This window comes from Billgrantia kenyensis, assembly GCF_013697085.1.
Lineage (GTDB): Bacteria > Pseudomonadota > Gammaproteobacteria > Pseudomonadales > Halomonadaceae > Halomonas > Halomonas kenyensis.
Window position 1 is genome coordinate 39,445 of record NZ_JACEFT010000002.1, and the last position, 13,179, is coordinate 52,623.

The 13,179-nt window shown below is 65.5% G+C and carries 12 protein-coding genes; 5 read left to right on the forward strand and 7 right to left on the reverse strand.

The window, feature by feature from the left end:
• The first annotated feature begins 96 nt into the window (after positions 1 to 96).
• The 4 genes from H1D44_RS02740 to phoR all read left to right on the forward strand — a co-directional run bounded on the left by H1D44_RS02740 (position 97) and on the right by phoR (position 3,667).
• Complete coding sequence (locus H1D44_RS02740; RefSeq protein ID WP_238984400.1) at positions 97 to 654, forward strand: chorismate--pyruvate lyase family protein; 558 nt, start codon at positions 97 to 99, stop codon at positions 652 to 654.
• A 29-nt stretch (positions 655 to 683) separates the two neighbouring features.
• Complete coding sequence (ubiA, locus tag H1D44_RS02745; RefSeq protein WP_181513320.1) at positions 684 to 1,577, forward strand: 4-hydroxybenzoate octaprenyltransferase; 894 nt, start codon at positions 684 to 686, stop codon at positions 1,575 to 1,577.
• An 85-nt stretch (positions 1,578 to 1,662) separates the two neighbouring features.
• Positions 1,663 to 2,352, forward strand: a complete 690-nt coding sequence (gene phoB, locus H1D44_RS02750; RefSeq protein ID WP_181513321.1) for a phosphate regulon transcriptional regulator PhoB — start codon at positions 1,663 to 1,665, stop codon at positions 2,350 to 2,352.
• Between the two features lies 1 nt (position 2,353).
• Positions 2,354 to 3,667, forward strand: coding sequence for a phosphate regulon sensor histidine kinase PhoR (gene phoR, locus H1D44_RS02755; RefSeq protein WP_181513322.1), 1,314 nt, complete (start codon positions 2,354 to 2,356; stop codon positions 3,665 to 3,667).
• 125 nt (positions 3,668 to 3,792) lie between these two features.
• On the opposite strand, the gene phoU is transcribed toward phoR, so the two are convergent.
• The 5 genes from phoU to H1D44_RS02780 form a co-directional block, all read right to left on the reverse strand.
• The gene (phoU, locus tag H1D44_RS02760; RefSeq protein WP_181513323.1) at positions 3,793 to 4,521 is read right to left on the reverse strand and encodes a phosphate signaling complex protein PhoU; all 729 of its coding nucleotides are present in this window, start codon (positions 4,519 to 4,521) and stop codon (positions 3,793 to 3,795) included.
• A gap of 32 nt (positions 4,522 to 4,553) precedes the next feature.
• Positions 4,554 to 5,327: a phosphate ABC transporter ATP-binding protein PstB gene (gene pstB / locus H1D44_RS02765; RefSeq protein ID WP_238984413.1), complete on the reverse strand. Its 774-nt coding sequence runs from the start codon at positions 5,325 to 5,327 to the stop codon at positions 4,554 to 4,556.
• A gap of 59 nt (positions 5,328 to 5,386) precedes the next feature.
• Positions 5,387 to 6,853 (reverse strand): phosphate ABC transporter permease PstA, encoded by a 1,467-nt coding sequence (pstA, locus tag H1D44_RS02770; protein WP_238984414.1) that lies wholly within the window; start codon positions 6,851 to 6,853, stop codon positions 5,387 to 5,389.
• A gap of 109 nt (positions 6,854 to 6,962) precedes the next feature.
• Positions 6,963 to 8,096, reverse strand: coding sequence for an ABC transporter permease subunit (locus H1D44_RS02775; RefSeq protein WP_181513325.1), 1,134 nt, complete (start codon positions 8,094 to 8,096; stop codon positions 6,963 to 6,965).
• 43 nt (positions 8,097 to 8,139) lie between these two features.
• Complete coding sequence (locus H1D44_RS02780) at positions 8,140 to 9,102, reverse strand: PstS family phosphate ABC transporter substrate-binding protein (RefSeq protein WP_181513326.1); 963 nt, start codon at positions 9,100 to 9,102, stop codon at positions 8,140 to 8,142.
• Positions 9,103 to 9,252: 150 nt separating this feature from the next.
• Between H1D44_RS02780 and H1D44_RS02785 the strand changes: the two genes are divergently transcribed.
• On the forward strand, positions 9,253 to 9,660 hold the full coding sequence (locus tag H1D44_RS02785; protein WP_181513327.1) for an acyl-CoA thioesterase: 408 nt from the start codon (positions 9,253 to 9,255) through the stop codon (positions 9,658 to 9,660).
• A 68-nt stretch (positions 9,661 to 9,728) separates the two neighbouring features.
• On the opposite strand, the gene H1D44_RS02790 is transcribed toward H1D44_RS02785, so the two are convergent.
• Both H1D44_RS02790 and uvrD read right to left on the reverse strand, forming a co-directional pair.
• A complete protein-coding gene (locus tag H1D44_RS02790) occupies positions 9,729 to 10,817 on the reverse strand; it encodes a TRAP transporter substrate-binding protein (RefSeq protein ID WP_181513328.1) in 1,089 nt (362 codons plus the stop codon).
• Positions 10,818 to 10,944: 127 nt separating this feature from the next.
• Complete coding sequence (gene uvrD / locus H1D44_RS02795; RefSeq protein ID WP_181513329.1) at positions 10,945 to 13,152, reverse strand: DNA helicase II; 2,208 nt, start codon at positions 13,150 to 13,152, stop codon at positions 10,945 to 10,947.
• Positions 13,153 to 13,179: the final 27 nt, after the last annotated feature.

Here is a 13,179-nt window from a genome sequence, read left to right on the forward strand (position 1 = left end):
CTCCCTTAAGAGGCGGAAACTCGCCTGCCGGCACGAAGAAGTAGGTCAGTTCAGCATGTTACACTATGCGCCCCAAGTGAGACCCGGAGAGTGCCGGTGAACCGGAACCATGCGGAGCGCCAAGCCAAGCCACCCCATACCCCCACCTGGCGCCCCCTGGCCGCGGGACGCCCCGCGATGAGCCCGGCCTGGTGGAGCTGGGTCGCCTCGCGGGACTCGCTCACGTCACGACTGATTTCGGCCGGAACCGGCCGCACCTTTCGCGTTCGCCTGCTCGGCCAGGGCCTGGGTAAACCGCGAGCCGACGAGGCTCACGCCCTGCGGCTGCCTCTCGACCGCCTTGCCTGGCTGCGCGAAGTGGCCCTCTGCCTGGACGAACGGCCCTGGGTGGTGGCCCGCTCGGTGGCACCGCTGGCACATCTGCGCGGCCAGCGCCTCGAGCGACTAGGCGAGCGCTCACTGGGAAGCTGGCTGTTTCGCCAGCCCGACCTCGAGCGCAGCCCCATCGAAGTCACGGCCACTCCGGCCCCCTTCCACCCCCTGGCAGGCCCTTGGGGCCGTCGCTCGGTGTTCCGTCACGGCCGCTTCGCGGTGCTGGTGCAGGAGTTCTTCCTCGATACCATGACGGATGAATTGGGCCTGCCATCACGCTAGGATGGACCCCATCGAATGAGGAGATACCGATGGATCGCTCGCTGATGCGCCCCAAGGGGCTGGCACGTCTGCCCGACTTCCTGCAGCTGATGCGCCTGGATCGTCCCATCGGCACCTGGCTGCTGATGTGGCCCACATTCTGGGCGCTGTGGGTGGCCGCTGCCGGTATTCCCGAGCGACACTTGGTACTGATCTTCGTGGCGGGTGTCTACCTGATGCGCGCCGCCGGCTGCGTGATCAACGACTATGCCGACCGCCACTTCGACGGGCATGTGAAACGCACCAAGCATCGCCCGCTGGCCACCGGACGCATCAGCGAGCAAGAGGCCAAAGTGCTGTTCGCCAGCCTGGTCGCAAGCGCCTTCGTGCTGGTGCTCTTCACCAACCTCTTCACCGTCATGCTGTCACTGGTGGGCGTGGCACTGGCCTTCATCTATCCGTTCATGAAGCGCTATACCCACCTGCCGCAGCTGTTCCTCGGCGCAGCCTTCTCCTGGGCCATTCCCATGGCCTTCGGCGCGGTGCTTGGCCACATCCCCCTCGAGGCGTGGCTGCTGTTCGCCGCCAATGTGGCCTGGACCGTGGCCTACGACACCGAGTACGCCATGGTCGATCGCGACGACGACCTCAAGATCGGCATCAAGTCCACCGCGGTGCTGCTGGGCCGCGCCGACAAGATCGCCATCGGCATACTCCAGCTGGTGACCCTTGGCCTACTGGGCTGGGTCGGTGTGCGCCTGGGCCTTGGCGCGTTCTTCTGGCTGGGCCTGGCAGGCATGGCGGCCACCTTCATCCATCAGCAGTTTCTGATTCGCTCTCGTGAGCGCGAGCCCTGCTTCCAGGCCTTTCTCAACAACCACTGGTCTGGCCTGCTGGTCTTCGCCGGCATCGCCCTGAGCCTGTGGCCGGAGGTCGGTGCCTGAAGGCGCTATGGCGGCCATGTCACGCAACTGTCATCATGTCGTGGTCAGATCGTCACCGACCCGTTACTGACCGCGAGGCTTCGGGATGACCGCCAAGACCGTTCTGATCGTTGATGACGAAGCGCCGATCCGCGAGATGATCGCGGTGGCGTTGGAGATGGCCGACTATCGTGTGCTCGAGGCCGCCAATGCCCAGAGCGCCCACGCCATCATCGTCGACCACCAACCTGACCTGGTCCTGCTCGACTGGATGATGCCCGGCACTAGCGGCATCGAACTGGCACGCCGGCTCAAGCGCGAGGAAGCCACTCGCGAGCTGCCGATCATCATGCTCACCGCCAAGAGCGAGGAAGACAACAAGATCCAGGGCCTGGAAGCCGGCGCCGACGACTACATCACCAAGCCCTTTTCGCCCCGCGAGCTGGTGGCCCGGCTCAAGGCGGTACTGCGCCGCACCACCCCCAAGGGCGTCGAGGAGCCGGTGGAGGTGGATGGACTGGTACTTGATCCCATCAGCCACCGGGTCAGCGCCCACGGTGCGCCGCTGGAGATGGGCCCCACCGAGTACCGGCTGCTGCAGTTCTTCATGACCCATCAGGAGCGCGCCTACACCCGCAGCCAGCTGCTCGACCAGGTCTGGGGCGGCAATGTCTACGTCGAGGAACGTACCGTGGACGTGCATATCCGCCGCCTGCGCAAGGCCCTGGGCGACGCCCACCAGCACCTGGTCCAGACCGTGCGCGGCACCGGCTACCGCTTCTCCAACAAGGGCTGACGTGCGCGCCTGGCGACATGAACTCTGGCGCCTCGGCCTGCTCATCGCCGCCGGCGTCCTGCTCGGCTGGCTGCTGGGCTCCCCCGGCCTGGGCCTCGCCGCCGCCCTTGCCATGCGCCTGGCCTACCATCTCAAGCAGCTCCACGCGCTGCGCCGCTGGCTGACGCGCCACCCGCATGACGAACCGCCCGCTGCCCAGGGGCTGTGGGGTGAGCTATTCGACAGGCTGTATCGCTACCAGAAAGGGCAGCGCCAGACCCAGCAGCGGCTGCAGGCAACGCTGAAGCGCATCCAGGAGTCTTCGGAGGCGATGCGCGACAGCGTGGTGATGCTCGACCAGCAGGGCGACCTGGAGTGGTGGAACAGTGCCGCCGAGCGCATGCTGGGGCTCGAGGCTGCACATGATCGCGGCCAGCACATCACCAACCTGATCCGCGACCCGCGCTTTGTCGCCTACTTCACCGCCCGCGACTACCGCGAGCCGCTCACGCTGCCCTCGCCGGTGGACGAACATCAGGTGCTGCAGTTCCAGATCACCCTCTACGGCGACGACGAGCGGCTGCTGATGGCCCGCGACATCACTCGCCTGCATCGCCTGGAGGAGATGCGCCGGGACTTCGTCGCCAATGTCTCCCATGAACTGCGAACGCCGCTGACGGTACTGGCAGGCTACCTCGAGACCTACGCCACCTATGCCGAGCAGTTGCCGCCGCGCCTGGCCGGGGGACTTGCCCGCATGCAGGAGCAGACCCAGCGCATGCAGAACCTGGTCAATGACCTGCTGCTGCTTTCGCGGCTGGAGATCGACCAGGGCGGCGATGATCACTGTGCGCTGGAGATGACATCCATCCTCGAGGAAGTCCGCCAGGACGCCGAGGCGCTCTCCGCGGGGCGCCATCGAATTGCCATCGAGGTCGACGAAAACCGTTGGCTGTTGGGCAGCGACCCGGAGGTCCACAGCGCGCTTTCCAATCTCGCCTCCAATGCGGTGCGCTACAGCGCCGAAGGCTGCCACATCACGCTGCGCTGGAAGCCGCACGTGAAGGGAGCCTGCCTGGAAGTGGAAGATGACGGCGAAGGCATCGACCCCGCCCACATCCCCCGGCTGACGGAGCGCTTCTACCGCGTCGACAAGGGCCGCAGCAGCGAGACCGGCGGCACCGGTCTGGGACTGGCCATCGTCAAGCATGTGCTGCTGCGCCACGACGCGCATCTGGAGATCGAATCCCTCCCGGGCCGCGGTGCCCTGTTCCGCTGCGTCTTTCCTGCCTCGCGGCTGGTGACCCATCCCGGAATCGAACAAGCCACCGGCTGACTCCCTTCCGCCGGGAAGACCCCACTCGCCATGGTAGATCCAGGGAAGTAGCCCCGCAGGCCGCGGCGGTAGACCAGCCGTGTCCCGCGGGTGAGTGCCGAAAAGGGATTCCGTAGCTCTCGGTGTCACTCCTTGCGAGTGAGGGCTTCCTCGTCGAGCTGGTCGGTGTCCATGTGGCGGATGTCGAGCCCCTTGACCAGATAGATGACGTACTCGGCGAGGTTGTCAGCATGGTCGCCGACGCGTTCCAGCGCACGCAGGATCCACATGACGTTGAGCACCGGGCCGATGGCACGGCTATCCTCCATCATGAAGGTCATCAGCGAACGCATGGCGCTGCCGTACTCGTCGTCCACCGACTCGTCCTCGTGCACCACACGCAACGCCAGCTCGGTGTCGAAGCGGGCAAAAGCGGTCAGAGCGTCGCGCAGCATGCGCCGAACATGCTCGCTGATGTGGCGCACCTCGACCAGGCCGCGAACGTTGTTGCCGTTGTCGATCAAGGTCAGCGCATTGCGCGCGATCTTGCTCGCTTCGTCGCCGATGCGCTCCAGGTCGGCGGTGGCGCGAATCACCGCCAGCACCAGCCGAAGGTCGGAGGCGGCCGGCTGGCGGCGCGCCAGGACCCGGGTGCATTCGTCGTCGATCCTGAGCTGCATGGCATTGACGTCGCGATCGCGGTCACGCACCTTCTCTGCCAGGCGGCTGTCGCCTTCGAGCAGCGCCTGGATCGCCTCCTGGACCTGCTGTTCGACCAGTCCTCCCATGGTCATCAAGTGGGTCTTCAGCGCCTCCAGCTCCTGGTTGAACTGGCGGGAAATGTGCTGGCTGTGGGTCTCGCTGGTGATCTCCATCGTTCTCTCCTCGGGCCGCTCAGGCCAGCCCGTCAGGCCATGCGGCCGGTAATGTAGTTTTCGGTACGCCGCAGCGTGGGGTTGGTGAACAGGATGTCGGTGGGGGCGTACTCCACCAGCTCACCCTCCTGCAGGAAAGCGGTGTAGTCGGAAACCCGCGCCGCCTGCTGCATGTTGTGGGTTACCAGGATCAGCGTGAGCTGCGATTTCAGCCCACGAATCAGCTCCTCGATCTTCAGCGTCGAGATCGGATCCAATGCCGAGGCCGGCTCGTCGAGCAGCAGCACCTCGGGGCGCACCGCCAGCGAGCGGGCGATCACCAGGCGCTGCTGTTGGCCACCGGAGAGCGACCAGGCCGAGGCACGCAGGCGATCCTTCACCTCATCCCACAGCGCCGCGGCCTGCAGCGCCCACTCCACGATGTCGTCCATGCGTCGTCGCGTCAGCCCCCCCTGCAGACGCAGGCCGAAGGCCACGTTCTCGTAGATCGACATGGGGAAGGGGTTGGGCACCTGGAACACCATGCCGACGCGACGACGCAGCTCGTCCACCGCCACTTCCGGGGCGTGGATATCCTGCCCTTCAAGCAGGATCCGCCCCTCGTGGCTGACATTCTCGTTGAGGTCGTGAAGCCGATTGAGCGCCCGCAGCAGGGTCGACTTGCCGCAGCCGGAAGGGCCGATGAAGGCCGTGACCCGGTGACGCGGCACGCGCAGAGAAATCTCCTGCAGCGCCGGCTTTCCCCCGTAGGCCAGGCTTAGCGCCTCAACCTGGAAGCAGCTGGCCTCAGCGGGAAAGTCGATGATCGAGCCCGAAGCGGCTGGTTGGAATCGGGACGGTATGGATATCGGCAACGTCGACCTCATTACTGACGCGGCACATAGCCGTGACGCGTACGGAAATAATGACGCAGGAATATGGCAGTCAGGTTAAGCACCAGGATCACCCCTATCAGCAGCAAGGCCGTGGCATACACCAGCGGCAGTGCCGCCTGGACATCGTTGCCATGGAAGGCCGTGTCATAGATGTGGTAGCCCAGATGCATGAACTTACGTTCAAGATGCAGGAACGGAAACTCGGCGTCCACCGGCACCTGGGGCGCCAGCTTGGCGACGCCCACCAGCATCAGCGGTGCCACTTCGCCGGCGGCACGGGCAATCGCCAGGATGACCCCGGTCAGCATGGCGGGTACCGTCATCGGCAGGATGACCCGGGTCAGTGTCTCGAATCGAGTGGCGCCCAGCGCCAGGGCACCCTCCCGCTGCTGCACCGGTATCCGCGCCAGGCCCTCTTCGGTGGCCACGATCACCACTGGCAGGGTCAACAGCGCCAGAGTGAGGGATGCCCAAAGCAATCCCCCGGTGCCAAAGGTGGGCGAGGGTAGCTCATCGCTGAAGAACCACTCGTCAAGCGAGCCGCCGACTCCATAGACGAACACTCCAAGGCCGAACACACCGTAGACGATGGAAGGCACCCCCGCCAGATTGCGCACGGAGATACGCACGAGGTTCGTCAGCCGGCCCTGGTGGGCCACCTCATTGAGGTAGACCGCCGCCAGCACCCCGAAGGGGGCGACCAGCAGCGACATCAGCAGCACCATCAGCACGGTGCCGAAGATCGCCGGCCACACGCCGCCTGCCGTATTGCCGTCCCGCGGTCCCTCGGAGAGAAAGCGCCACACGCCCCGTGCCCAGGCCGTCAGCTTCTCGCCAGTGGTCATCGCGTTGGGCCGCCAGGCACGCAGAATCTCGTCAAGGGGCTGGACCAGGCGTCGCCCATCGGCGCTTTCGAGGATCGCCACCTTGCCTTGCATGGCGTGCTGCAGGGCTCGCACCCGCTCATTGACCGCCGCCAGTTCTCGTCGAGCCTGCGCGTCCCGAGGATCGGCATCCAGTTGCTGGATCAGCGGCCGTAGCTGCTCGCGCCGCAGTCGATCACGTTCGCTGCGCAACGCTTGCAGCTCCGCCAGACTTGCCTGAAGCGCGTTCCAGTCCGCCGTCGCCGTTGATGTCGGATCGGGGAAGTCGACACTTCCCACCTCCACCAGCCGGCCGATGAACTCGCCGTGGAAGCGGCGCTCGAGTACCAGCAGGTCCCGTGGACGTTCGCTGGCGACGATGTCGGAGACCGCCAGCCAGTGCCACACCTGGCCGTCGAGATCTCGGTTGGCGGTGTAATAAAGTCGCTCACGCTCGCCCTGCTCCAGCGGCAGCTCACGCACGACACGCCCGGCCAGCGCCCGGCCGTCTTCCAGCTCCAGCTGCACGACGCCTGCCGGCCAGAAATGCCCCAGTCCACGTACGGCGATGAGCAGCAGCAGTCCACCCAGCATCAGCAGCGACAGTGCCACACTGCCGGCGGCCAGCCAGGCCCAGGGGCCCTCCGAGCGCGGCAGGCGCTGGCTCGCCAGCTCGGACCAGGCACTCACGACGCCGCCCCCGTCATGGCGCCACCCCAAGCCAGCGATAGCGGCGCCTCAATCGGCTACGCACCACTTCGGCCAGCGTATTGACCAGGAAGGTGAAAAGGAACAGCAGCAGGGCCGCCAGCATCAGCATCACGTAGGCTTCGCTACCCGGCACGGCTTCGGGCAGCTCGACGACGATGCCCGCCGCCATGCTGCGCATGCCCTCAAACGGGCTCAGGCTCATCAAGGCCGTATTGCCGCTGGCCATCAGCACGATCATGGTTTCGCCGACTGCACGCCCGGCACCGATCATTACCGCCGCGAAGATACCCGGGGCAGCGGCCGGCAGCACCACCTTCCACAGGGTCTGCCAGCGCGTCGCACCCAGGGCGTGTGCACCCTCGCCCAGCCCACCGGGCACCCCGGAAAGTGCATCCTCGGCCAGGGCGTAGATGCTGGGAATCACGGCAAAGCCCATGGCCACGCCCACGATCATGGCATTGCGCGAGGCATAGTCGATGCCCATCTCGCGGTCCAGCCAGACCCGCAGGTCTCCGTCGACGAGCAGTCGCTCCAACCAGGGCGAGAGCGCGAAGGCCGCCATGACCAGCAGCGCCAGCCAGGGCACCAGCCACAGTCCCGCACGCGACAGGGAGAACCAGCGCCGCCACGCCGGCGACAGGCGACGCCATACCCCGCCGGCGAGCAGTACCCCCAACGGCAGTAACAGCAGCAGCGTGAGGGTACCGGCCAGGTGTCGCTCCACCCAGGGGGCCATGACCAGGCCGGCAATGAAGCCGACGACCACGCCCGGGAGTGCTTCCATCAGCTCGAGCGTCGGCTTCATCCGGCTGCGCAAGCGCTGCGACATGAACATCGAGGAGTGTATGGCCGCCCCCAGGGCCAGGGGCACGGAAAACAGCATGGCCCACAAGGCCGCTTTGAGCGTACCCCAGGCCATGGGCGTGAGCGAGGCGAAAACCCGCTGTGTGTCCAGCTGCCCACCTAACAGCGCGGGCAGAACCTCCACCACCAGGAACACACCGATCGCCAATACCGCGAGCACCACCACGATGCCACCCAACGCAATCAGCCCGGTGGCCAACCGATCACGCTGACGGCGCCAGCGGGACCGGGAAGGGGAAAAAGGATGGGGGGGCTCTATCATGGCCTGAAGCGTAGAACACCTTGATGACAGTTGGATGACAGCATCACGGCGCTGCCACGTCGAGACCAAGGCGCTGTCGCTGAGCGGCAAGCACCTCATCCGCCAGGGTAATGAAGCCCTGTCCCGCCACCGTACGCTGCCCCTCGGGCGAAAGGATCAGGTCGAGCAGGGCGCCCTCCGGCCCGGTAATCGCTTTGCCCGGGGGCAGGTTGACGTAGACGAACAGCGAGCGGCTCAGCGGGTAGTCACCGCCACGAACCTGCTCGGCATCGGGCTCGTGCCGCTGCCCGTACTCGTCCTTGAGGGCGATCGCCTTCACCCCGGGAGTCAGATGATTGAGGCCCGCATAGCCGATCGCCGCGCGGTTCTCCGTCACCGCAGCCACCACGGCAGCCGAGCCGGGGTGCTCATTGAGACGTGGACTGTATTCCCCTGCGCACAGGGCGCGTTGAAGGAACAGCCCATGGCTACCGGAGGCGGGGTTGCGCCCGTGCAGCTCGATACGACCGACCCGGCTCGCTACCCCCAATTGATCCCAGCGGGTAATGGCCTGGCTCGCGCCGCAGTGTCGGGTGGTGGAGAAGATCGCATCCAGCGCTTCCAGGCTCAGTGTCGCCAGCTCAAGGTGGCGATGGACGATGACAGCCAGGGCATCCCGCGCCACTTCGACCTCCACCACCGCATAGCCATGGCGCTCCTGAAAGGCCCTGCGTTCCGCTTCACTCATGGGTCTGGACATCGGCCCGAGCCGCGTGGTGCCAGCCGTCAGTGCCGGCACTGCGCTGGCGGAGCCGCTGGCCTGAAGCTGCAGGCGGATGCCGGGATGGCGGTCGCTCAGCTGCTCCCCCCAGCGCAGCATCAGCCCGGCCATGGTGTCCGAACCCACGATACCCAAGGTTCCGGCCGGCATCTCCGAGCGGGCCGACGCTGCCAGCAGCACCAGAATCACGCCAAGGCACGCCTGCCTTAGCCGATGCCAGCCAGGTGAATTACCCCAAGTGATCATGCGGCCCCTTTGAAGTGGCTGAAGCTAAACTCTCGAGTGACAGCTTGTCGCAGCGCTGGTGAGGGCCAGCCTTGATGTATAAGATGGCCCCAGCAGGCGCTGCAATGCAATATCACCACTCACAACAACAAGCCGAGCTTACGGAATTTCATGACTGACCTCGACGATGTTCCCTCCCCCCAGGGTCAACTTACCCTGAAGCTATTGGCCAACCGCCAGGATACCAACCTGTACGGCGACATCCCCGGTGGCTGGCTGGTACGTCACATGGACCAGGCCGCCGAGCTGGCAGCAGGCCGCGAGGCGCACGGCCGCACGGCGACGGTCGCCATCGAGACCATGGACTTCCTGTCTCCGGTACGCGTCGGCTCGATGGTCAACATCTTCACGGCCGTACGCGAAATCGGCCACAGCTCGGTCAAGATCGACGTCGAGGTATGGATTCGCCAACCTCACGAGCGCGAATCCAGTGAACTGCACAAGGTCACCGAGGCTCGCTTCGTGATGGTGGCCCTCGACGACAAGGGGCGCATCCGCGCAGTGCGCCAGACGAGCTGAGGTGCAAATCCCCTGCAAGCAACAGGGGCGCCATACGGCGCCCCTGTTGCACTCTTGGCCCAAGCCAATCAGGCGCCGACGTTATCGCGTCCCTTCAGGTACGCATACTCGCCGATGTCGCTGAACGGGCGAACCAGCTTCTGGAACGCCAGGTAGGACTCGTAGACCTTGGCCGATTCCGGGTCGCGGTCGACTTGCTCCTGGATGACCTGCTTGGACGATTCGAAGAGGGCCTCCATGACGTCCTGAGGGAATTCACGCAGCTGCACGCCATGCTCATCCACCAGGGTTTCCAGCGCCTGGGCGTTGCGGTAGGCGAATTCGCTGATCATGGCCAGGTTGGAAGCCTTGGCGGCTTCGCGCACCACATCCTTGAGGTCGTCCGGCAGGGCGTTCCAGGCGTCCAGGTTGACGGTGCCTTCAAGCACGGCAGTCGGCTCGTTCCACACCGAGGTGTAGTAGTAGTCGGCCACCTGGTACAGGCCGAAGGCCATGTCGTTGTAGGGGCCAACCCAGTCGGCGGCGTCGAGCACACCGGTCTGCATGGAGGTGAAGATCTCGCCACCCGGCATGTTGACGGTGGTCACCCCGATGCCGTTCATCGCTTCGCCGGCCAGGCCCGGCAGGCGCAGGCGAATGCCCTGCATGTCGGCCAGGGAGTTGATCTCCTTCTTGAACCAGCCAGCCATCTGGGCACCGGTGTTGCCCACGGCAAACGGCTTGAGGTTGTGCTTGGCGTAGACCTCGTCCCACAGCTCCTGGCCACCGCCATGATACAGCCAGGCGTTCTTTTCGGTGGTGTTCATGCCGAAAGGCACGGCAGTGAAGAACTGCGAGGCGGCCACCTTGCCGCGCCAGTAGTAGGCGGCTGAGTGCCCCATCTCGGCGGTGCCGGCGGCCACGGCATCGAAGACTTCCATGGCGGGTACCAGCTCGCCCGCGCCATGCACACGAACGCGCATGCGACCGTTGGAGAGCTGTTCGATGCGCTGGGCGAAGTCGTTGGCCCCGGTACCCAGAGCCGGGAAATTGGTCGGCCAGGAAGTGACCATGTCCCAGGTGATGGTGTCCTGCGCCTTGGCAGTGGAAACGAAAGGCGCGGCGGCGACGCCGGCGGCACCGATGCCGACGGTCTTGAGGAATTTACGGCGTTGCATGGCTGGCATGACTCCAGGTGGTTATTCTGTGTCGCAGATTGTCACTATGCGATGTGTCCGCCAGAGAGTATGCGGAATGGTAATTTAGCCAGCAAGCACGCCTTTTGACGTAGACGTCAACGTAGGGTCAGAGAGGGGTGAGCTTGGCGAACCCAAGCACCAGCCACTTGTCACCCTCGCCTTCGAAGCTGACCTGTACCCGCGCGCGAGCGCCCTCTCCCTCGGCATTGAGAATCACCCCCTCGCCGAAGACGGGATGATGCACCCGCTGGCCGAGGCTCAAGCTGGGCAGGTCTTCGCCGCCGTCGACCGAGGGCTGACGCGACAGTCCCACGGCCGGACGCGTGGCCGTCACCGGGCGCGAGATCTGCCCGCGCAGCCTCACCTCCTCGAGGTATTCGGCGGGAATTTCGCGTAGAAAACGCGACGGCCGCTGGAAGGTCTCCTTGCCGTGCAGGCGGCGAATCTCCGAGTGAGTGAGGTAGAGCTTGCGCATGGCGCGGGTCAGGCCGACATAGCAGAGCCGACGCTCCTCCTCGAGTCGGCCGGGCTCCTCCATCGACATCTTGTGCGGAAACAACCCCTCCTCGACCCCGGCGATGAACACCACCGGGAATTCCAGCCCCTTGGCCGAGTGCAGCGTCATCAACTGCACGCTGTCCTCGAACTCGTCGGCCTCGTGCTCGCCGGCGTTGAGCGCCGCCTCGGCCAGGAAAGCCTCCAGCGCCACGGCGCCCTCGCCAGCCTCGGGCGGATCGAAGGATTCGCCCTGGGTAAAGGCGCGGGCGGCGTTGATCAGCTCTTCCAGGTTCTCGACCCGGGCTTGACCCTTCTCGCCCTTCTCGTTGCGATGATGCTCGACCAGGCCGGAGCGCTCGTTCACGTGATCGATGATCTCGTGCAGCGACAGGCCGGCGGTGTCGTTATCGAGCCCTTCGACGAGGTCGGCGAACGCCTGCAGCGCCGTACCGGCACGGCCCTTCAGCGAGCCATCCACCAGGCCGTCGTGAAGCGCCTGCCACAGCGAGACGCCGGCCACACGCGCCCGCTCGCGCACTTGCTCCACGGTACGGGTACCGATGCCCCGCGGCGGCACGTTGATGATGCGCTCCAGCGAAGCGTCGTCGTCGCGGTTGAGCAACAGGCGCAGATAGGCCAGGGCGTTCTTGATCTCCAGGCGCTCGTAGAAGCGATGTCCTCCGTAGATGCGATAGGGCATGCCTTGGCGGATCAGGGTCTCCTCGAGCACCCGCGACTGGGCGTTGGAGCGGTAGAGGATGGCCACGTCGCAGCGACGGTAGCCCTCATCGACCTTCTCCTTGATGGTGTCGACGATGAAGCGCGCCTCGTCGAGGTCATTGAAGCCGGCGTAGACCGAAATCGGCTCGCCGCGGGCGCCGGCCGTCCACAGCTCCTTGCCCATGCGCTCGGCATTGTGGCTGATCAAGGCGTTGGCGGCATCGAGAATGGCGCTGGTGGAGCGGTAGTTCTGCTCCAGCCGTACCGTATGGGTGGACGGAAATTCCTGTTCGAAGCGGCGGATGTTCTCGATCCGCGCCCCGCGCCAGCCGTAGATCGACTGGTCGTCGTCACCCACCACGGTCATCGGGGTCTTCATGCCGGTAAGCAGCTTGAGCCAGGCGTATTGCAGGGTGTTGGTGTCCTGAAACTCGTCGACCAGCACGTGAGCGAAGCGCTCCTGATAGTGGGCCAGCAGCGCCGGGTTGTCGCGCAGCAGCTCGAGGCTCCTGAGCAGCAGCTCGCCGAAGTCGACCAGCCCGCCGCGCTCACAGGTGAGCTGGTAGCGCTCGTAGAGTTCGACCATCTGGGCCATGTAGGCATCGCCCTGGACGTCGACCTGGTGCGGGCGCAGCCCCTCTTCCTTGCAGCCGGAAATGAAGTACTGCACCTGGCGCGGCGGGTAACGCTCGTCGTCGACCTGGTGATCCTTGAGCAGGCGCTTGACCAGACGCAACTGGTCGTCGGAGTCGATGATCTGGAAGTGCTGCGGCAGCCGCGCATCCTGCCAGTGGGTACGCAGCAGGCGGTGGGCAATGGAGTGGAAGGTGCCGACCCAGACGTTGCGCAGCGACAGCCCGAGCAGTGCCTCCAGGCGTGTGCGCATCTCGCGTGCCGCCTTGTTGGTAAAGGTCACGGCGAGCACGGCATAAGGCGAGAGCCCCTCGGCCTGCATCAGCCAGGCGATGCGATGTACCAGTACCCGGGTCTTGCCGGAGCCGGCTCCGGCCAGCACCAGCATGTTGCCCTGGGGGCCGCTCACCGCCTCGCGCTGGGCCGGGTTCAACTGGTCGAGAATCGCCGTGACGTCATCCATGGAAGGGGTCTGCCGCTGGAAAAAATG